General features: G+C 71.1%; 18 protein-coding genes and 1 pseudogene. 9 read left to right on the top strand and 10 right to left on the bottom strand.

What is annotated here, in order from left to right; all coding sequences use genetic code 11:
* Positions 1-58: 58 nt before the first annotated feature.
* The 3 genes from ACFWYW_RS39770 (at position 59) to ACFWYW_RS39780 (ending at position 3,008) form a co-directional block, all read left to right on the top strand.
* Positions 59-1,309, top strand: coding sequence for an FAD-dependent oxidoreductase (locus ACFWYW_RS39770; RefSeq protein ID WP_379617342.1), 1,251 nt, complete (start codon positions 59-61; stop codon positions 1,307-1,309).
* The gene (locus ACFWYW_RS39775; protein ID WP_379617340.1) at positions 1,302-1,697 is read left to right on the top strand and encodes a hypothetical protein; all 396 of its coding nucleotides are present in this window, start codon (positions 1,302-1,304) and stop codon (positions 1,695-1,697) included. The genes ACFWYW_RS39770 and ACFWYW_RS39775 overlap by 8 nt, the downstream gene beginning before the upstream one ends.
* 96 nt (positions 1,698-1,793) lie before the next feature.
* Positions 1,794-3,008, top strand: coding sequence for an ammonium transporter (locus ACFWYW_RS39780; protein ID WP_379617338.1), 1,215 nt, complete (start codon positions 1,794-1,796; stop codon positions 3,006-3,008).
* A gap of 3 nt (positions 3,009-3,011) precedes the next feature.
* Here ACFWYW_RS39780 and ACFWYW_RS39785 read toward each other — a convergent pair whose 3' ends face one another.
* From ACFWYW_RS39785 to ACFWYW_RS39820, 8 genes and pseudogenes are all read right to left on the bottom strand, one after another.
* The gene (locus tag ACFWYW_RS39785; protein ID WP_379617336.1) at positions 3,012-3,965 is read right to left on the bottom strand and encodes an urease accessory protein UreD; all 954 of its coding nucleotides are present in this window, start codon (positions 3,963-3,965) and stop codon (positions 3,012-3,014) included.
* Entirely contained in the window at positions 3,962-4,597 is a 636-nt protein-coding gene (gene ureG / locus ACFWYW_RS39790; RefSeq protein ID WP_379617334.1) for an urease accessory protein UreG, read from the bottom strand. The genes ACFWYW_RS39785 and ureG overlap by 4 nt, the downstream gene beginning before the upstream one ends.
* Before the next feature lie 25 nt (positions 4,598-4,622).
* Complete coding sequence (locus ACFWYW_RS39795; protein ID WP_379617332.1) at positions 4,623-5,318, bottom strand: urease accessory protein UreF; 696 nt, start codon at positions 5,316-5,318, stop codon at positions 4,623-4,625.
* Positions 5,315-7,033, bottom strand: coding sequence for an urease subunit alpha (gene ureC, locus ACFWYW_RS39800; RefSeq protein ID WP_379617330.1), 1,719 nt, complete (start codon positions 7,031-7,033; stop codon positions 5,315-5,317). Before ureC ends, ACFWYW_RS39795 begins: the two co-directional genes overlap by 4 nt.
* Before the next feature lie 128 nt (positions 7,034-7,161).
* Positions 7,162-7,464: pseudogene (gene ureB / locus ACFWYW_RS39805) on the bottom strand (urease subunit beta); the annotation flags it as partial.
* Positions 7,454-8,173: a sirohydrochlorin chelatase gene (locus ACFWYW_RS39810; protein ID WP_379617328.1), complete on the bottom strand. Its 720-nt coding sequence runs from the start codon at positions 8,171-8,173 to the stop codon at positions 7,454-7,456. The gene ACFWYW_RS39810 and the pseudogene ureB, both read right to left, overlap by 11 nt.
* On the bottom strand, positions 8,170-8,478 hold the full coding sequence (locus tag ACFWYW_RS39815) for an urease subunit gamma (protein ID WP_379617326.1): 309 nt from the start codon (positions 8,476-8,478) through the stop codon (positions 8,170-8,172). The genes ACFWYW_RS39810 and ACFWYW_RS39815 overlap by 4 nt, the downstream gene beginning before the upstream one ends.
* Positions 8,479-8,506: 28 nt before the next feature.
* Complete coding sequence (locus ACFWYW_RS39820; protein WP_379617324.1) at positions 8,507-9,406, bottom strand: urea transporter; 900 nt, start codon at positions 9,404-9,406, stop codon at positions 8,507-8,509.
* A 152-nt stretch (positions 9,407-9,558) separates the two neighbouring features.
* Between ACFWYW_RS39820 and ACFWYW_RS39825 the strand changes: the two genes are divergently transcribed.
* Together ACFWYW_RS39825 and ACFWYW_RS39830 are read left to right on the top strand one after the other, a co-directional pair.
* Complete coding sequence (locus tag ACFWYW_RS39825; RefSeq protein WP_379617322.1) at positions 9,559-9,696, top strand: hypothetical protein; 138 nt, start codon at positions 9,559-9,561, stop codon at positions 9,694-9,696.
* Positions 9,696-10,481 carry a hypothetical protein gene (locus ACFWYW_RS39830; RefSeq protein ID WP_379637420.1) on the top strand — a complete coding sequence of 262 codons (786 nt, stop codon included), beginning with the start codon at positions 9,696-9,698 and terminating at the stop codon, positions 10,479-10,481. The genes ACFWYW_RS39825 and ACFWYW_RS39830 overlap by 1 nt, the downstream gene beginning before the upstream one ends.
* Positions 10,482-10,501: 20 nt before the next feature.
* On the opposite strand, the gene ACFWYW_RS39835 is transcribed toward ACFWYW_RS39830, so the two are convergent.
* Complete coding sequence (locus ACFWYW_RS39835; protein ID WP_379617318.1) at positions 10,502-11,581, bottom strand: DUF5925 domain-containing protein; 1,080 nt, start codon at positions 11,579-11,581, stop codon at positions 10,502-10,504.
* Positions 11,582-11,660: 79 nt separating this feature from the next.
* On the opposite strand from ACFWYW_RS39835, the gene ACFWYW_RS39840 reads away from it, so the two are divergent.
* A complete protein-coding gene (locus tag ACFWYW_RS39840) occupies positions 11,661-12,842 on the top strand; it encodes an amidohydrolase (protein ID WP_379617316.1) in 1,182 nt (393 codons plus the stop codon).
* Between the two features lie 26 nt (positions 12,843-12,868).
* Here the strand turns inward: ACFWYW_RS39840 and ACFWYW_RS39845 are convergent, their stop codons facing one another.
* Positions 12,869-14,389, bottom strand: a complete 1,521-nt coding sequence (locus tag ACFWYW_RS39845) for a protein kinase (RefSeq protein WP_379617314.1) — start codon at positions 14,387-14,389, stop codon at positions 12,869-12,871.
* A gap of 91 nt (positions 14,390-14,480) precedes the next feature.
* On the opposite strand from ACFWYW_RS39845, the gene ACFWYW_RS39850 reads away from it, so the two are divergent.
* From ACFWYW_RS39850 to ACFWYW_RS39860, 3 genes are all read left to right on the top strand, one after another.
* Positions 14,481-16,346 carry a potassium transporter TrkA gene (locus ACFWYW_RS39850; RefSeq protein ID WP_379617312.1) on the top strand — a complete coding sequence of 622 codons (1,866 nt, stop codon included), beginning with the start codon at positions 14,481-14,483 and terminating at the stop codon, positions 16,344-16,346.
* Between the two features lie 17 nt (positions 16,347-16,363).
* The gene (gene mtnA, locus ACFWYW_RS39855) at positions 16,364-17,293 is read left to right on the top strand and encodes an S-methyl-5-thioribose-1-phosphate isomerase (protein WP_379617310.1); all 930 of its coding nucleotides are present in this window, start codon (positions 16,364-16,366) and stop codon (positions 17,291-17,293) included.
* A gap of 114 nt (positions 17,294-17,407) precedes the next feature.
* Entirely contained in the window at positions 17,408-19,276 is a 1,869-nt protein-coding gene (locus ACFWYW_RS39860; RefSeq protein WP_379617308.1) for a peptidoglycan-binding protein, read from the top strand.

The raw sequence follows: 19,276 nt of genomic DNA on the forward strand, positions 1-19,276 counted from the left end.
GGTTATGTTACAGTCCGAACGAAGCGGGGAATTTGTCCCCACTTAGTGAAGGAGTGAGATGGGATCCATCGCGAGAACCTCGCTCTCCTGCGTCGTGACCGGCGGCGGCCCGGCGGGCATGGTGCTCGGCCTGCTGCTCGCACGGTCGGGCGTGGAGGTGGCGGTGCTGGAGAAGTACCCCGACTTCCTGCGTGACTTCCGCGGCGACACGGTGCACGCCTCCACACTCGGCCTGCTGGATCAGCTCGGCCTGGGCGAGCGGTTCGCCCGGCTGCCGCAGCAGCGTGAACGGCGGCTGCACATGCGCTTCGACGACGGCGCCGTCACCGAGGACTTCACCCGCCTGCCCGGCCGTCACCAGCACATCGCGCTGGTGCCCCAATGGGACTTCCTCAACCTGCTCGCCGAGGCCGCGAGCGCCGCACCGTCCTTCCACCTCGCGCAGAACGCCGAGGTGACCGACCTGATCACGACGGCGGGCCGGGTGGGCGGCGTGCGCTACCTGGACAAGGACACCGGCCGGACCCACCGCCTCGACGCGCCCCTGGTCGTGGCGGCCGACGGACGCCACTCCACCGTGCGCCGCCTGCTCGGGCTGCGTCCGCGCGCCGCCACCGCCCCGCACGACTGCCTGTACGTACGCGTACCGCGCGCCGACGGCGACCCGGAGGGCACGATGCTGCGCTTCTCCTCCTCCGGCGGCCTCATCATGATCAACCGCGGTGACTACTGGCAGGTGGCGCTGCTGATCGGCAAGGGTACGGCCGAGGCCGCACGTGCCCACGACGCCGCGTGGGTGCGCCGGACCATCGCGCGGCTGGCGCCGTACACGGAGGATCGGATGGCCGCGCTCGACCCGCACGACATCGCGGTCCTGCAGATCCGCATCGACCGGCTGGACCGCTGGTGGGCGCCCGGCGCGCTGCTGATCGGCGACGCCGCGCACGCCATGTCCCCGATCGCCGGCGTCGGCATCAACCTGGCCATCCAGGACGCGGTCGCGAGCGCCCGCATCCTGCTGCCCGCCCTGCGCCGCGGCCACGTCACCGACCGGGACCTGGCCCGCGTGCAACGGCGCCGCCAATGGCCGACCGTGCTCACCCAGCTCGCCCAGCGGCGGGCGCAGGAGAGCTTCGTGGCCGCCGGCATCGACGCCGCCGGCACCGGCGGCGCACCGCTGCGCATCCCGCAGCCCCTGCGCACGCTGCGGCATTGGCGGGGCTTCCCGCACCTGTTCGGGCGGATCGTCGCGTTCGGCCTGCGCCCCGAGCGGCTGACCGGGCCGCTGGAGCCGCTGAGCCATGCGTAGCCGGGTGTTCGTCACGCTCAACGTGCTCGCGGCGCTGGTGACGCTGGCGGTCTCGGTCCTCGTGATCGCCGACCCCGGTCTCGCGTTGCCCGCGGGGGCCGAGGTCACGCCGGGGGTGGACGTGTTCGCGCGGGCCTGCGCGGTCCGTTCGCTGGCGGTCGGCGGCGCGCTGCTGGTGTCGCTGGCCCGTGGCGCGCGCGGCGCGCTGACGGCGCTGCTGTGGGCGAGCGGGCTGATCCAGCTGGGCGACGCCGCGATCCACGCGCTGAACGGCAGCCTCGCCGCCGTGTCCGCCGGGGTGCTGGCGGCGGTGGCGTTCGGGTCGCTGTGGTGGCTGCACCGCGAGCCGCCTTTCGTCTGCCCTTCGGTAAAAGAATTGTCGCGATAATCAAGCCGTCCGCCGAAAGGGTTCAATGCGCGTTTTCGGGCGCCGGACGAGGGTCATATTCCCTGGGCGGCCCGCGATTCTAGAAGGAGCTCTCACATGGCGGATGGGTTGAATACCGGGGACTCCGCGTGGGTGCTGGTGAGTTTCGCGATGGTGCTTCTCATGACGCCGGGCCTCGCGCTCTTCTACGGGGGCATGGTCCGCGCGAAGAACGTCATCAGCGTGCTCTACATGAGCTTCGTCTCCATCGCCGTGGTGACGGTGATCTGGTTCCTGTACGGCTACGGCCTGGCGTTCGGCAGGGACCTGGGCGGGGCCGGGCTGATCGGCTGGGGCGACTGGGAGTTCTTCGAGGTCAGCCCATCCGTCCCCTACGGCAGGATCCCGCTCTACGTCTTCTCCCTCTTCCAGCTCGTCTTCGCGATCATCACACTCGCGCTGATCAGCGGCGCGGTGGCCAACCGGGTGCGGCTCGGGCCGTGGATGGTCTTCGGCGTCGTCTGGATGACGCTGGTCTACGTGCCGATCGCGCATTGGGTCTTCTCCAAGGGCGGCTGGATCAACCGCTGGGGGGTGCTCGACTTCGCCGGCGGCCTGCTCGTCGAGCTGAACTCGGGGGTGGCGGGGCTGGCGTTGGCGCTGGTGCTCGGTCCGTCGGTGCGCTTTCGCCGGGAGGGGCCGCCGCAGCCGGAGAACATCCCGATGGTGATGACCGGCATGGGCCTGTTGTGGTTCGGCTGGTTCGGGTTCAACGGCGGGTCGGCGCTGACGGACGGCGCCCTGGCGGCCAATGCCGTGACGAACACGATGATGTGCGCCTGCGTGGCGATGATCGTGTGGATGCTCCTCGAACGCCGGCGTTTCGGCCGGTTCTCCCGGCTGGGCGGCACCACCGGCGCGCTCGCCGGCCTGGTCGCGATCACCCCGGCCTGCGGGTACGTCAACCTCCTCGGCGCGACGGTCATCGGCATCGTGGCCGCCGTGGTCTGCTCGTACGCCGTGGAGATCAAGACGACCGTCGGCTACGACGACACCCTGGACGTCGTGGGCATTCACGGAGCGGGCGGCATCGTCGGCCTGGTGCTGCTCGGTTTCTTCGCCACCGGACAATACGGAAGCCCGATCGCCGGATTGTTCTTCGGCGGTTCCATCGCCTTGCTCGGCAAGCAGATCGTCGCCATTCTCGCAGTCGGCGCCTATTCTTTTGTGCTGACGTTTCTCATCGGAAAGGCCGTGGACCGCCTTTTCCGGCTCCGCGCCAGCGCGAGCGAGCAGGCCGAGGGCCTCGACAGCGAACTGCGCATGGGCTGACCGTCACTGCTTGCGGGCCTCCGGCGCCGGTACGCCCAGCAGCAGGCGGCGAACGGCGTCCCAGACACCGTGGAAGGCGGACAGGACCTCGGGGGAGCGCTCGCCGAGGAACCGGGCCCAGGCTCCCCGGCCTTCCGGCAGCACCGCCGCCCCGGCCCGCAGGCCGGAGCCCCTCAGCGCCTCGTGCATCGTGTCGGCGACCTCCTGCGCCGGATGGCCGCCGGTGACGACGTACAGGGTGGACACGACGCCGAAACCCGCCATGACCGCCGGCCCGTCCACCGGCCTGTCTCCGGGCACCAGGCGCATCGGGTCGGCGAACAGGAGATCGCCGCCGGGCTCGCGCACCTCCACGTCGGTGCAATAGGCCGTGTACGCGTGCCGCTCACCCCTGGCGAGCCGGCCCGCCAGCATCGTCTCGCCCAGCACCACGGTCGCGCCGGGCGCCGCGGTGACCGCGGTCCGCTGGTAGAAGCGGCTGCCGGCGAAGGCGATGGCGGGATCGGGCAGGTACTCGAGATACCCGCCGGGACCGACGTTCAGCTCGACCAGCTGCGTGGCGTAGTCGTGCTCCATCCGGTACAGCCGGGTCGCGCCCTGCGTGGTGAGATGCACCGACGCCCCGGCCGCGCACGAGACGTCCACGCGGTAGCGATCCCCCTGGAGCACGCCGCCGCCGGACATCATGAGCATCACGTACGGCATGCCCTGCACGGCCGGATCGTAGTAATGCGGCCGGGTGATGTGCAGCGGAGCCTTCTGGAAATGCCCGGTCAGCTCGGTCCGCTCACCCACGCGCCGGAACGCCAGATCCAGCACGCCGACCTTGCCGGGCGAGCCGACGGGCAGGGTGTCGAGCCGGCCGGAGTGGCGACGGACCGGCTCGGGGATCCAGTCCGGCTGGTAGCGCTCGGGAGCCAGCCGATCGGGTACGCCGCCGCCGCCGAGCACGGTCACGCCGGAGCGGTACACGCGGCCCCCGCCCGGCTCTGGATGAGGTCGGCGACCGCACCGACCCCCGTGCCGGTCAGGCAGTCGGTCAGCGCGACCGGGCCGTCGCCGCGTACCATCCGGGCGTCCCGCTCCATGACCCCCAGGTCGGTGCGCACGTACCGGGCGATGTCGATCTTGTTGATGACCAGAAGATCGGAGTTCGTGGTGCCGGGACCGCGTTTGCGCGGCATCTTCTCGCCCTCGGCGGTGTCCAGCACGAAGACGAACATGTCGGCGAGCACCGGGCTGAAGGTGAGGGTCAGGTTGTCGCCGCCGCTCTCGTAGAACAGCAGGTCGATGTCGGGAAAGCGGTCCAGCAGGTCGGCGCCCGCCGCCAGGTTCATCGTCGGGTCGTCGCGGACCGCCGTGTGCGGGCAGGCGCCGGTCTCGACGCCCACGATCCGCCCGGGGTCGAGGATGCCCGCCAGCGTGCGCCGTACGTGCTCGGCGTCCTCCTGCGTGTAGATGTCGTTGGTGATCACCCCGATGCTGTGGCCCCTGTCGCGCAGAATCGGGACGAGGGCCTCGATCAGCGCGGTCTTCCCCGAACCGACCGGGCCGCCGATCCCCACTTTGAAGACCTTCTCCAGTTCCATGTTCTCCGCCCTCTCGCGTGGTTGGTCAGGTGATGAACAGCCGGGCCGGCGCCCGCTGGTGCCCCGCCGCGACGGTGTCGGCGAGCGGAACCGAGCTGTGCAGGTCCCGCGGGTCCCCGGCGCCGAGCGCCGCCCGCGCGACACCCTCCAGATCCGGCCGTACGGCACGCAGCAACGCCTGCGCACGGCGGAAGTCGGTGCATCCCAGGCGGACCGCCGCCGTCACGTAGCCGGCGGCGAACGCGTACAGGTCGGCGGCCACGGCCCGCTCCTCGCCGACACCGAGGCCCGCGTACAGGGCGCCCACGACCACGGCGTGGTTGCCCGGCGTGGCCTTGGCGGCCACCAGCTCCGCCAGCCGCGCGGCCTCGGGGATCGGGAAGGCGAACGCGGCCGTGTCCAGGACCTGGCGTCCGGTGCGCACCGACGCCGTGCGCTGCTCCGGGACGAGCTTGGTCGCGTGCAGCCTGCGGTCGACCTCGGCCAGCCGTTCCCAGTCGTCGGCCAGGACCGCGCGGTGGGCCAGGACGAGCGCGGCGGCGTCCCCCGGCCCCACCATGTTGCGGAGCAGGTCGGCCAGCAGCTCGCGCAGCCCGTCCGGGCCCACCGGCCCGAGCTGGGTGTAGCCCTCGAGCCCGTGCGACAGCGTGTACATCCCGCTCGGGAAGCCGGAGTCGGTCAGCTGGAGCTGGGCCAGCAGCGCGCCGAGGTCCTCGCTCACAGGAAGAACAGCCGGTTCAGCGGCAGCTTCCCGGCCGGTTCGATGTGCACGGGCTCGCCGTTGAAGGTCACCTTGTAGGTCTCCGGGTCGACGCGGATGTCGCCCAGCGTCGCGTTGCGCACCATGTGCCGCTTGTCGACGGTACGGCACTGCCGTACCGGACGGACCATGCGGCGCAGGCCGAGACGGTCGGGCACGCCGTCGTCGATGGCCGCGCCCGACAGGAAGGTGACGCACGTCGCCGCCAGCGCGCTGCCGTAGGCGGCGTACATCGGGCGGTAGTAGATGGGCTGCGGGGTCGGCAGCGAGGCGTTGGCGTCGCCCATCTGGGCCCAGCTGATCAGGCCGCCCTTGATGACCATCGTGGGCTTGGCCGCGAACGTGGACACGGGCCACAGGACGATGTCGGCCAGCTTGCCGTCCTCCAGCGAGCCGATGGTGTCGGCCATGCCCGAGACGCGTGCCGGGTTGATCGTGAGCTTGGCGAGGTAACGCAGGACCCGGAAGTTGTCGTTGCGCGCGGAGTCCTCGGGCAGCGGGCCGCGCTTGTCCTTGCAGTGGTGGGCGACCTGGAAGGCGCGGGTGAACGACTCGCCGATGCGGCCCATGGCCTGGGAGTCGGAGCCGATGATGCTGATGATGCCCAGGTCGTGCAGGACGGTCTCGGCGGAGATGGTCTCGGCCCGCACGCGGCTCTCGGCGAACGCCACGTCCTCCGGCACGTCGTAGCTGAGGTGGTGGCAGACCATCGTCATGTCGAGCAGCTCGTCGATCGAGTTGACCGTGTACGGCAGCGTCGGGTTGGTCGAGGCCGGGCAGACGTTCGGCTCCCCGGTCACCCGGAGGATGTCGGGGGCGTGGCCGCCGCCGGCGCCCTCGGAGTGGTAGGTGTGGATCGCGCGCCCGTTGATGGCGCTGATCGTGTCCTCGACGAACCCGGCCTCGTTGAGCGTGTCGGTGTGCACGGTGATCTGGATGTCGAGCTGGTCGGCGACCGAGAGCGCGCAGTCGATCACCGCGGGCGTGGCACCCCAGTCCTCGTGGACCTTCAGCCCGCAGGCCCCCGCCCGGATCTGCTCCTCCAGCACGCCGGGCAGGCTGCTGTTGCCCTTGCCGAGCACGCCGATGTTGATCGGGATGTTCTCGAAGGCCTGCAGCATGCGGCCGATGTTCCAGGCGCCGGGGGTGGTGGTGCAGCCGCGGCTGCCGTCCGCCGGGCCCGTGCCGCCGGCGACCAGCGTGGTGACGCCGTTGCTGAGCGCGTTCTCGACCTGCTGGGGTGCGATGAGATGCACGTGGGTGTCGATCCCGCCGGCGGTGGCGATGAGGTTCTCGCCGGAGATCACCTCGGTGTTGGCGCTGATGATCAGGCGCCGGTCGACGCCGTTCTGGGTGTGCGGGTTGCCGGACTTGCCCACCCCGACGATCTTCCCGTCCTTGACGCCGATGTCGCCCTTGACGACCCCCAGGACGGGGTCGATGATCACCGCGTTGGTGATCACCAGGTCGAGGGCGACGGTCGCGCCGGTGGCCGGATCGGCGGCCATGCCGTCCCTGGCGGTCTTGCCCCCGCCGTACTGGGACTCGTCGCCGTAGTGGCCCTCGGTGTAGTCCTTCTCCACCTCGACGACCAGGTTGGTGTCGCCGAGCCGGATCCGGTCGCCCACGGTCGGGCCGTACATGGACGCGTACTGCCGGCGGCTCATGCTGGTCATGCGGCTCAGCCCTTCTTCCTGGACTTGGCGGGCTTCTTGCCGGTCTTGGCCGGTGCCGGCTCCGGCTCTTCGAGGTAGCCGCGCTCGCGCATGCGCCTGAGCGCCTCCTGGCGGGCGTCGCGGCTGCGGATGCCGCCGTTGAGCAGGCCGCCGAATCCGACGATGCGCCGGCCGCCGCCGTACTCGACGAGGGTGACCCGTTTGGTGTCGCCGGCCTCGAAGCGGACCGCGGTCCCGGCCGGGATGTCCAGGCGGGTGCCGAACGCCTGCTCGCGATCGAAGCTCAGGGCCCGGTTCACCTCGAAGAAGTGGAAGTGCGAGCCGATCTGGACGGCGCGGTCGCCGGTGTTGCGCACGGTGAGCGTCACCCGGGCCTGGCCGGCGTTCAGCTCGATGTCGCCTTTGCCGTAGAGGTATGGATCATCCGACATGAGTGCGTGTCTCCTCGTGGGTGTGGGTGTGCGGCATCGGTTCGGCCAGGCCGTCGTCGCGATGCCCGCTCCAGCGATGCTCGGCCTCCGTGGCGCGCCGGTGGATGAGCGTGATGAGGGAGGCACGCCCGAGGAGGGGCCCGGCCGTCCGCGTCCCGGGCCGGGCGGGCGCCGGGACGAAGGAGGCGGGCACCAGGACGACCTCCTCGGCGCCCAGCAGCCGGCAGCGCTCGACGCTCTCGTCCACGTCGGGGTCGCCGCCGCTCAGCGCGACCTCGACCCAGCGGACCGGGGTGAACTGCCGGACGAGCCGGGCGATCTTGAACAGCTCGGCGTCGGGCTCGGGCCCGATCGCGGGCGCCACCAGCAGGACGGCGGAGGCGGCCGTGAGCCTGGCGTGGACGAGCGCGGCCCGCAGCCAGCCGACCAGGTGACCGGTGCCGGCCAGCGGCCGGGCCAGGAGCAGTTCCCCCTCCGCCCGCCCGCGCGCCGCCCAGCGCAGGGCCTGGGCCGCCACGGGGGAGAGGTCCGGATCGCGGCCCAGCGTCATCGGCACGACCACGGCCGGGCGCCGCGAGATCGCCGACCGCAGCTCGCGATCAACCGCACAGATCCGCAGCGCGTCCGGGCCGAGCAGCGTCGGCAGGCAGCGGCCGCCGAGGCTCTCCGCCCCCGCCGCGAGCAGGATCTCGTAGCGCGGCACCGTCATTGCGCGCCGACCGGATCGTGACAGGACACCAGCTTGGTTCCGTCGTCGAAAACCGCCTCGACCTGCAGGAGCGAGAGCATCCCGCGCACCCCCGGCAGCACGTCGTCCGGGCCGATGACCTTCTTGCCGAGCTCCATGCACTCGGCGACCGACCTGCCGTCCCGCGCCGCCTCGACGACCGCGCAGCTGATCAGCGCGACCGTCTCCGGATAGTTGAGCTTCAGACCGCGATCCTTGCGCTGCCGCGCCAGCTGCGCCGCGGTGAACAGCAGCAGCTTCTCCATTTCCCTGGGGGTGAGATTCATGAGAGTTCCTTTCTGAACGAGTCACGCGTCACGTGCGCGCGATCCTGGAGAACATCGGCACAGCCGCCAGGAACGTCCACGTCACCAGCACGAACGGCCAGGTCAGGGTGTGGCCGCCGGCCACCGCGAACAGGTTGCTCACCCCGGCCGTGAGCCCGGCCGCGCCCACCACGCCGATCAGGGCGTAACCGGCGCTCACGGGCGTGGCCACGACGAACGTGCCGAACAGCGCGACCCCCGTCAGCACGGAGTTGTAGCCGTAGAGCCCGGCCCCCAGATCGGCCGCCTGAGCACCCAGCACCCAGCCCGTGAGCAGCCCGGCGACGCTGGACACCAGCGCCACCAGCCCCACCCGCCAGCCGGCCACCACCAGCCCGGTCAGGAAGATGAGGCCCACGTACCACTGGTCCTGGAGGAAGACCTGGCCGATCCCGGTGAACGTGCCCCGCCACAGGTGGTCCCAGTTCATGCCGGTGCCCGGAGCGGTCGCGGACGGCGCGGCCGTACTGACCTGCCGGGCCCAGACCCTGCTGAACGAGGACCCCCCGACCACCATCACCGTCGTGATCACACAGAAGGGCGCGGTCAGGCAGGACAGCCCGTACGGCTTCAGCAGCACGTCGAGCGCCGAGGTGAGCACGCTGCCCGCGACCGCGCCGAAGATCACGAGCAGGACGGTCATCCAGCTCACGTCGAAGTAGAGGGCCAGCCCCACCCCGATCAGCGTCCCGCTGAACCCCTCCAGACCGGGGGCCACCCGTTCGCTCCACGAGACACCCAGCAGATGGGCGGTGAGCGTGGCGGTCACCGCGCCCAACAGCCCGAACACCCCGAACCGCCAGCCGCCCGCGAACAACGCGACCAGAAACACCAGCCCCACCCAGGGATTCGGCTGGAAGACGACCTGGGCGACGCCCTTGAGGATCACCCGTGGCAGGTCGTGGCGCGGTACCCGAGATGTCCCCGATGACATGAACCAGCCGTTCCCGCCGCTACCGGATGATGACGCCGCGCAAAGGGGCGCGACACCTTGGCATCTATCCCTGACCGAAAGGGGAGAAGACCAAGGACGGCCATCGAGTGCACAAATTCATCGTGGCCGCCATCGACCGGGGCGCGGTGAGTGTGCGGGATGATCGACGGAGCGCGGACGAGCTCGATCGCGTCGGCTCGGGCGGCGGGAGTGCCGCCCTCATCCTGAGGGAGAACGTCACCTGATGAGGCGATGGACACCGGCCATGGTCCTCGCGCTGGCCGGATCCGCCCTGACCGGCGCGCCCGCTACCAGCGCGGCCGCGGTTGGCGATCCGGTCACCGCGATTCAGCACCAGATGGTCGAAGGTCGTGGTGTGCGGGTCGTCGTACACAGGACATACAACGACGGGCGTGGGTGGCGCCGCTTCAAGCCCACAAAAGGCGTGGTCGGGTTCGGTGCCGGCAAGGTGGTGGCCACCGACCTGGTGGATCATCAGGTAGGCGGCTCCCGCGACATCTGCATCGGAAAGCACCTGTGGCAGAAGGGCCCGCTGCAGACGCACGTCAAGGACAAGAAGTGGGTCCGCTATCCGTGGACGTGTGAGCTGCGTCTGGCGGCGGGCGATCTCCGTCTGGACAAGCCGGCCGTGCTCGCGGCCGTGCTGTCCACCACGACGTCGGAGCGGCCCTCCGGTACCTACGACGAGGTGTCCACGACCCTCCACCAGGGGGTGATGACGTTTCGCCGGCTGTGGGAGGTCCTGCCGGAACTGCGGCCGGAGCCTGAGGACGAGCGCGGCTCATGGCCGATCGAATGGCGCCTGTGGGTCGGTGAGGATGACCTCGTGCGCCGCGCCTGGGTCAGGTGGCGCCGGCCCGACCACAGTTCGTTCAAGGGAGCCACGCACGGGCAGGGATGGTTCGGCTTCGTCGAGGACATCCGGTACGCGGACTGGGGCATGAAGCTGACGATCAAACCCCCGCCTCCCGCTCAGACGAGGGCGATCAGCATTCCGGCGGCCGGGTAGGTACGGTCACGCCGTGCCTCTCAGAGGTACAGGCCGGTGGGTTCGGCGGTGGCGGCCGGGGCCAGGGCGGTGCCGTTGCGCTTGGCGTACAGTTCGGCCAGGGTGGCGCCTTCCGGGCCGATGCCGTCCTGGGTGCCCAGCCATGAGGTGGCCTCCGCGTGTGACAGGGCGCCGACCTCGATCTGGGCCAGGCAGCGGCCGGGCCGTACCACCGCGGGATGCAGGCGCGCGAGGTCCTCGTTCGTGGTGATCGCGACCAGCACGTCGCGGCCCTGTCCCAGCAGGCCGTCGGTCAGGTTGAGCAGGCGGGACAGGCCCTGGCCCGTCATCTCCTTCGCGCCGGAGCGGATGAGCTCGTCGCAGTCCTCCAGCACCAGCAGGCGCCAGCGGGAGCTGCCCTCGTCGTCCTCCTGGTCGTAGCCGACGGCGACCTCCATGAGGTAGCCGGGCTCGGCGAACAGGTGCTCCGGGTCCAGGACGCAGTCGACCTGGCACCATTCGCGCCACTGGCCGGCGAGGGTGCGCAGGAGCGTCGTCTTGCCGGTGCCGGGCGGGCCGTGGAGCAGGACCAGGCGGCCCGTCACCTCCGCGGGGGTGACGGCCATCAGGGCGTCTATGGAGGTACGGGCGGTGCCGGAGTAGTTGCCGGAGATCTCCGACCAGGCCTGCGTGGTGATCGGCTTCTCGGAGCGGTGGCCGCCGTGCGGGCCGCGCCACCAGAAGCCCATGCGGCTGTGGTCGTCGGCCGGCTCGGGCTCCTCCGCGCCGTCGGTGCACTCGCGCAGCACCGAGCGGGCCAGGTCCTCGCTGACGGCGGTGACGGAGACGGTGGCGGTGCGGTTGCGATGGCGTACGACGCGCAGCGTCCAGCCTTCACCGGTGACCAGGCGTGACTCGGTGCCCTCCTCGACCTTCGCGGTGCGTACCACCTTGCCGGTGGCGGGCTGCAGGGCGGCGTCGGGGCGTACGCGCTCCAGCTCGGCCTGCCGTGACCACGGCTGGGTGCCGGTGGCGAACGGGGACAGGGCGAGAGCGTCGATGACGTCGATGGCCGAATCGGCGTCGTCGAGCCACAGGTTCATGGGCAGGCCGGATGACATGAGCTCAATGATCCAGGTCAGCGCCATCCGGTGTCGAAGGATTTTGCGTGAAATAACGGTATACCACTATCTTCGGGGGATGACCGACCTGCTCCTGCGCGATGCCCGGATCTGGGGCTCCGACGCGCTCACCGACCTGCTCATCCGCGACGGCGCCGTCGCCGCCGCCGGTACGGACCTGGCCGCCGACGGCGTGCCCGTGGAGGGGCTCGGCGGCCAGTTGCTGCTGCCCGGGTTCGTGGACGCGCACGCGCACGTCGACAAGACCATGTGGGGCGGCCCCTGGGTTCCGCACGACGCCGGGCCCGGCCTCATGGGCAAGATCCGCAACGGCGTCGAGGCCCGCCCCGCGCTCGGCCTGCCCAGCGCCGACTACATCACCGCGCTCCTGCAGCAGATGGTCGTCTCCGGCACCACCCACGCCCGTTCGCACGTGGACGTCGACACCGCCATGGGCCTGGCCGCGGTCGAGGCGGTACGCGAGGCCGTGGCCCGCCTCGACGGCCGCATCACCGTGGACCTGGTCGCGTTCCCGCAGGCCGGCCTGCTCACCGCCCCGGGCACCGCCGACCTCATGGACCGGGCACTCGCCGCCGGCGTCGGTCTCGTCGGCGGCATCGACCCCGCGGGGCTGGAGAACGCCCCCGTCGAGCACCTCGACGTGGTCTTCGGCCTGGCCGAGAAGCACGGCGCGGGCGTCGACATCCACCTGCACGACGGCGGCCCGCTGGGCGTGTGGCAGTACGACCTGATCATCGAGCGCACCCTGGCGCTCGGCATGCATGGCAAGGTCACCATCTCCCACGGCTACGCGCTGGGCGAGGTGCCCGCCGACGTCCAGGCCCGCGTGATCGCCCGGCTGGCCGAGGCGGGCGTCTCGCTCGCCACCGTCGCGCCCGCGAGCGCCCCGCCGCTGCCCCTCACGGCCCTGCGCGAGGCCGGGGTCCCGGTCGGCGCGGGCAATGACGGGGTACGCGACCTGTGGAGCCCCTACGGCAACGGGGACATGCTGGAGCGGGCACTGTTCCTGGCCCAGCGCAGCCGGTTCGTCCGCGACGAGGAGATCGAGATCGCCCTGGAGGCCGCCACCCTGGGCGGCGCCCGCGTCACCGGCCGGCGCGCCGGGTTCGCGGTGGGGGACCCGGGCGACTTCGTGGTGGTGAACGCCCGCACCCCTGCCGAGGCGGTCTGCGTACGCCCGGCCCGGTCCCTGGTCGTCAAGTCCGGCCGGGTCGTCGCCCGCGACGGGCGCCTGGTGTGATCAGCTCGTGTGATCAGCTGGTGTGATCAGCGCCGGCGCAGGTCGCCGGTCTGGGTGACCAGGTCGTTGCCCGGCACGTCGCGCCACTTGTAGGCCAGGACGTCGCCGTTGAGCGTGAGCCAGATCGTGCCGGGAACGCACCCGCCCGACGAGGGACCGAGGGTGAAGATCAGCGTCTTGCCCTCGGCCTTGGTCAGCGGGATGGTCGCGGCGCACTCGGACTGCGAGTCCTTCTCGGTCCAGGACGCCGTGGTCGCGCCGGCCTTGAGCGTGACCGTGTTGATGGAGCCATCGGTGTCCAGGAAGTTGGTCGACTTGGTGTGACCGGCCCAGGAGCCCGCGAAATCCCTGGGGATCTTGACATTTCCGGACTTGACCGGGGTGGGCGGATCGCTCGCGGGCTCCTCCGGCGGCTGCGAGGTGACCGGCGCCGAGGCCGCGGCCGTGGAGGACGGCGGGGGCGTGGTGGAACGCGCGGACCACGGACTGTCCGGGTTCTGGTTCAGCAGGAAAACAGCGGCACCGCCCGCCGCCAGCGCGACCACCGCGGCGATCCCACCCAGGAGCACGCCGCGCCTGCGGTTGCGGGGCGAGCTCCGCGTGGTCAGCGCCGGTGACTGCGGGCCCGTCAGGTGGGCCGCACTCTGCATTCCGGCAACAGGTCCGGTGTACGGCACGCCGGAGATTTCAGACCTCTGGCCCCCGAAACCCGGACCGCCCGAAGCGGGGCCGTGGTGGAGGGGGAAGGCCGGGGCGGCCTTCGGGTCCACCAGGGCGACCATCAGGTCCCTGGCCCTCGGGCGGCCCGCCGGGTCCTTGGACAGGGCGGCGGCGATCGGGCCGCGCAGCCGTTCGGGAAGAAGGGACAGATCGGGTTCGGCGAACAGGACGCGCTGCATCGCCGCCGGCACCGTCTCCGCGCCGAACGGGCTGATCCCGGTCGCCGCGAACACCATCGTCGCCCCCCAGGCGAAGACGTCGGAGGCGGGCGAGGCGGGCGTGCCGTGGATCTGCTCGGGCGACAGGTACGCGGGCGTCCCGATCAGGCCGGAGGTCATCGTGGCCGCCCCCTCGGCGCGGGCGATGCCGAAGTCGACCACCCGCGGCCCGTCCGGCCCCAGCAGCACGTTGGCGGGCTTGAAGTCGCGGTGCACGATGCCGGCCGAGTGGATGGCGGTCAGGGCGGTGGCCGTACCGACGATGAGGCGCTCGAGGTCGCCCTCGCGCAGCGGGCCGAGCGAGCGCACGCGGTCGGCGAGGGAGGGCCCGTCCACGAACTCGCTCACCACGTACGGCCGCGAGCCCGACACCGAGACGTCGAGCACCCGGGCGGTGCAGAAGGAGGCGATGCCCTCCATCGCCTGGAGTTCGCGGGCCAGGCGGGCGCGGGTGACCGGGTCCCCGGTGCTGAGGAGTTTCACGGCGACCTGCCCGCCGGAGCGGGTGCGGGCGAGGTACACGATCCCCTGGCCACCCTCGCCGAGTCGGGCGTCGAGGACGTAATCGCCCAAAGTCTCCGGATCGCCTGGTGTCAGGGGGGTCACCATGGCCGATACGTTACCGGTCGGCATGCGTTTCGGCAGATCGCCCGGTACCTTGTGTCGTTGGTCAAATTTCCCCCTATGTGGAGGTATCGGGGTGTCCAGGGTGACGTTCCGCGAGCGTGCTCGGTACTGGTTCGACAACACCATGTCCAAGGGCACGCCGTCGCTGATCGGCTGGCTCGCCCTCGTCTCGGTCGCGCTCATCCTCGTGGTCAGCGGGCTCACGCTCTGGCTGGCGCCCGAGGAGCCGGAAGGCGTCGGCGGACCGGGCCACGTGCTCTGGATCTCGCTCATGCACGCCCTGACCCCCAGCAAGGTCGCCAGCGACAAGGGCAGCGTCGCGTACATGACGGTGATGTTCGCCGGTTCGCTCGGCGGCCTCTTCATCGTCAGCATGCTCGTCGGCCTGCTGTCCAACGGGCTCAAGCAGCGCGTCGACCGGCTGCGCCGGGGCCGCTCGCGCATCGCCGAGTCCGGGCACACCGTGGTGCTGGGCTGGTCGGACCAGGTGTTCACGATCGTCGGCGAACTGGCCAAGGCGCACGCCAGCCAGCGCGGCTCGGTCATCGCCGTCCTCGCCGACCGCGACAAGCTCGCCATGGAGGAGGAGATCCGCGAGCGCGCCGGCGACCTCGGCAGGACCCGCATCGTCTGCCGCACGGGACGCCCCACCGAGCCCCGCGACCTCAGCCTCATGAACCTGGCCGCCGCCCGCTCGGTCGTCGTGCTCTCCCCGGAGGGCGAGGACCCCGACGCGCACGTCATCAAGATCCTCCTCGCGCTCGCCAAGCGCTCCGGCATTCACCCGCCGGTCGTGGCCGCGCTCACCTCCGGCCGCAACATGGCCGCAGCCCGCCTGGCCGGCGGCCCGCTCGTGCACCTCGTCGACTCCGACGACACCGCCTCCCGGCTCATCGTCCAGTCCTCGCGCCAGTCGGGCATGTCGGTCGTCTGCATGGACCTGCTCAACTTCGACGGCGGCGAGATCTACCTGCGCCCCGCCGAACTGCTGGCAGGCAAGACGTACGGCGAGGCGCTGCACGGCTACCACTCCGCCACCGTCATCGGCCTGCGCACGAGCGCCGGCATCGCGCTGAACCCGCCCATGGACACCGAGATCGGTCCCAAGGACGAGGTCATCGTCATCGCCCACGACGACTCCTCGATCTGGCCCGCCGCCGGCGCCCCGAAGATCGACGAGTCCGCCGTGGCCGTCTCGGAACGTGCCAAGCACGCCCCCGAGCGCACCCTGCTGCTCAACTGGAACGGCCGCGCCGAGCAGATCGTGCGCTACCTCGACGGCTACGTCGCCCCCGGCTCCGTCCTGGAGGTCGCCGCCGACCACCCGAAGGCCGGGGCCGACCTCACCGGACTGCGCAACCTCACCGTCAACCTCAAGGACTGCGACACCACCGACCGCTTCGCCCTCGAAGCGCTCGGCCTCGGCCTGTTCCAGCACGTCATCGTGCTGTCCGACGACCGCTTCAAACCGGACCACGCCGACACCCGCACGCTCATGACGCTGCTGCAACTGCGCGACATGCAGACCAAGCTGGGCGAGCACTACTCGATCGTCAGCGAGATGCACGACGAGAGCAACCGCTCCCTGGCCGAGGTCACCGAGGCCGACGACATCGTCATCAGCGACACCGTCATCGGCCTGCTTCTGGCCCAGCTCGCCGAGAACCAGCACCTGGCCGACGTCTTCGGCTACCTCTTCGACTCCCACGGCTCGGAGATCTACCCCCGCCCCGCCGCCGCCTACGTCAGAACCGGGGTCGAGGTCGGCTTCTCCACCGTGGTCGAGGCGGCCCGCCGGCGCGGGGAGACCGCCATCGGCTACCGGACGGCGTACGCGCGCAACAAGCCCCCGCACTACGGGATCGTCCTCAACCCGGACCGCTCCCGGCGCGTGTCGTTCGGCCCGCACGACTCCGTCATCGTCCTGTCGGAGCGCTGAGGCCCCACAATGACCCTGTGAGGACCATTGACTGGGTGGACGGCGCCATCGAGCTCGTCGACCAGACGAAGCTGCCCGACGAGCTCGTCACCCTGCGGATCACCGACGTCGACACCCTGATCGCGGCCATCCGGCGGCTGTCGGTGCGCGGCGCGCCCGCGCTCGGCGTGGCCGGCGCCCTCGGCGTCGTCCTGGCGGCGGGCGACGCCGCCCAGATCGCCCGGCTGCGCGCCGCCCGACCGACCGCCGTCAACCTGGCCTGGGCCGTCGACCAGGTCGCCGCGCTCCCGCCGGAGAAGGCGCTGAAGGCGGCCCTGCGCATCAGGGACGAGGACATCGCCGCCTGCCACGCCATGGGCGCGCGCGGCGCCGACCTGCTCGAAGGCGACCGGCTGCGGGTCATGACCGTCTGCAACACCGGCGGCCTGGCCGCCGTGGAACGGGGCACGGCGCTGGGCGTCGTCCAGACCCTGCACGAGCGGGGCCGGCTCGGGGAGGTCCTGGCGCTGGAGACCCGGCCCCTGCTGCAGGGCGCCCGCCTCACCACCTGGGAGCTGGCCCGCATGGGCGCGCCACACCGGCTGGTGACCGACTCGGCCGGGCCGTACCTGCTGGCCAGGGGTGGCATCGACGCGGTGCTCATCGGCGCCGACCGCATCGCCGCCAACGGCGACGTCGCCAACAAGATCGGCTCGTACGCGCTGGCGCTCGGCGCCGAACGGGCCGGAGTCCCCTTCATCGTCGTGGCCCCCGAGTCCACGATCGACGAGGGCACCCCGTCCGGCGAGCAGATCTCCATCGAGGACAGAGGCTCGGAGGAGGTCACGGCCATCCGAGGTGTACGGCTGGCGCCCAAGGGCACTGAGGCGGTGAACCCGGCGTTCGACGTGACACCCCACGACCTCGTCACGGCGATCGTCACGGAGAGGCGGGTGATCCGGCCCTAGACGGCTCCAGACGACCCCAGAGGCCCCAGACGAATAAGGGCAACTCCCGGACCGGCCCGCACCTCCCGCGTTACGCTCAGTTGTCACCTCAACGTGATCCCCCGGGAGCAGACCGTGGCCATCGACCTCATTCTTCGACGCGCATGGAATGCTCGGCCGCCGCGTGGCGACTACACGCAGCTCGACTCCACACGCGGCGTGAAGGTCCACTACACAGGAGGCCGTGTCGACCCCGGCCTCACGCGTGACCACGCCAAATGCGTCGCTCTTGTCCAATCCATCCAGAACCACCACATGGACGGCAACGGCTGGATCGACATCGGCTACTGCGTCGACGAGGAGACGGAAATCCTCACACAGCAGGGCTGGAAGTCCTACCGCGAAGTTGAACAGGGAGACCTCGCACTCACGCTCAACCACCGGTTGGGGGTCTCGCAGTGGCAGCCGGTGCTCGAGGTGTGCGTCTTTCCTTCGATGCGCCGGGAGATGATCCGGATGGAGGGCCACTCGCACTCCTCCCTCACCACGCCCGAGCACCGCTGGCCGGTCGAGCGTTACCGCCGACGCACCGGCACGACGCGCCAGAAGGGGCCCGACGGTCTGTGGCTGGCCACCGGCGAGGCCAAGCGCACCGTCGTGGAGTACGAACGGCTCTGGGCGACCTCGGAGACGCTCGGCTACTGGGACCGCATCCCTTTGGCGGCCCCGTGCGCCGACCTGCCGGTCGAGGCCAAGTGGTCGGACGCCTTCGTCGAACTGGTGGCCTGGTTCTGGACCGAAGGTCACATCATGTCGCTGCGCGGCGGTGGTAAGTCCACCAGCGTGGCGATCTACCAGTCGGCGGCCAACGCCGCCAACGTCGCCAGAATCCGCGGAGCACTGACCGAGGTCTTCGGCCCCCCGGTGGAGTCCTTCCCACGCGTGGGGCGCGGTACGGACGGGGTGCCCCGCTGGCGAGAGGCGAGCAACCGGCATCTGGTGGAGTTCCATCTGTCCGCTGACGCCGGACGGCGGCTGCTGGAGAGCGCACCGGGCCGTGTCCCTTCGCACGACTTCCTGCTGACGCTCACAAAGGCCCAGCTTGGGCTGTTCATCGAGACCTCCCTGGCCGCGGACAACGCGGGCGAGGGCCAGCTCGCGCAGAAGGACCGCGCGATGGCAGAGGCCTTCATGTTCGCGGTGGTGCTGGCCGGGAAGGGCGCGTCCCTTCACCGGCGCCCGCCGAACGCGAGTTGCAAGACCGACATGTGGAAGGTCACCATCCGGCGGCAGGGATACCTCGCGCCGATGAGCGCCGCGAAACGGGCCACCGGCACCTTCGAGGTCCGGCGGGAGTTCTATGACGGCGAGATATGGTGCCCGAGAACCGACAACCAGAGCTGGCTGGCTCGTCGGCGCGGCACCGTCTACTTCACCGGCAACACGTACGCCGTTTGTCCGCATCGGAAGGTGTTCGAGGGGCGGGGGCCGCATCATCTGCCCGCCGCCAACGGGGCCGGGCTCAACGCCGGTCACTACGCAGTGCTAGGGCTCGTCGGCAACGCCGGGCTGGTGCAGCCGCCCGACGCCATGCTGCACGGCATCATCGACGCGGTCGAGCACCTGCGGGCCAAGGGCGCCGCCGGGCGGGAGATCAAGGGACACCGCGACGGCTTCGCCACCGACTGCCCGGGTGAGGCGCTCTACGCGTGGGTGCGCAAGGGCGCGCCGCGTCCCGGCGGGGGGCCGCCGGATCCCGATCCGCCGTCGGCGCCGCCCTTTCCGGGGCGGCTGCTGAAGTACCCGCCGGTCATGTCCGGACAGGACGTGCGGACCTGGCAGACGCAGATGAAGAAGCGCGGCTGGGAGATCGACGCCGACGGCGCGTACGGGCCGGCCTCGCGTGACGTGTGCCGCAGGTTCCAGCGCAACCAGGGCATCGCCGACGACGGGATCGTGGGACAGCTCACGTGGCGGCTCACGTGGGAGGCGCCGCTTCCCTAG

The organism is Nonomuraea sp. NPDC059023 (assembly GCF_042740095.1).
GTDB lineage: Bacteria > Actinomycetota > Actinomycetes > Streptosporangiales > Streptosporangiaceae > Nonomuraea.

Coding starts and splice junctions, on each gene's coding strand:
- ACFWYW_RS39770 (WP_379617342.1), top strand. CDS start 59: ATGGGATCCATCGCGAGAACCTCGCTCTCCTGCGTCGTGACCGGCGGC.
- ACFWYW_RS39775 (WP_379617340.1), top strand. CDS start 1,302: ATGCGTAGCCGGGTGTTCGTCACGCTCAACGTGCTCGCGGCGCTGGTG.
- ACFWYW_RS39780 (WP_379617338.1), top strand. CDS start 1,794: ATGGCGGATGGGTTGAATACCGGGGACTCCGCGTGGGTGCTGGTGAGT.
- ureG (WP_379617334.1), bottom strand. CDS start 4,597: ATGGAACTGGAGAAGGTCTTCAAAGTGGGGATCGGCGGCCCGGTCGGT.
- ureC (WP_379617330.1), bottom strand. CDS start 7,033: ATGACCAGCATGAGCCGCCGGCAGTACGCGTCCATGTACGGCCCGACC.
- ACFWYW_RS39810 (WP_379617328.1), bottom strand. CDS start 8,173: ATGACGGTGCCGCGCTACGAGATCCTGCTCGCGGCGGGGGCGGAGAGC.
- ACFWYW_RS39815 (WP_379617326.1), bottom strand. CDS start 8,478: ATGAATCTCACCCCCAGGGAAATGGAGAAGCTGCTGCTGTTCACCGCG.
- ACFWYW_RS39830 (WP_379637420.1), top strand. CDS start 9,696: ATGAGGCGATGGACACCGGCCATGGTCCTCGCGCTGGCCGGATCCGCC.
- ACFWYW_RS39835 (WP_379617318.1), bottom strand. CDS start 11,581: ATGTCATCCGGCCTGCCCATGAACCTGTGGCTCGACGACGCCGATTCG.
- ACFWYW_RS39840 (WP_379617316.1), top strand. CDS start 11,661: ATGACCGACCTGCTCCTGCGCGATGCCCGGATCTGGGGCTCCGACGCG.
- ACFWYW_RS39845 (WP_379617314.1), bottom strand. CDS start 14,389: ATGGTGACCCCCCTGACACCAGGCGATCCGGAGACTTTGGGCGATTAC.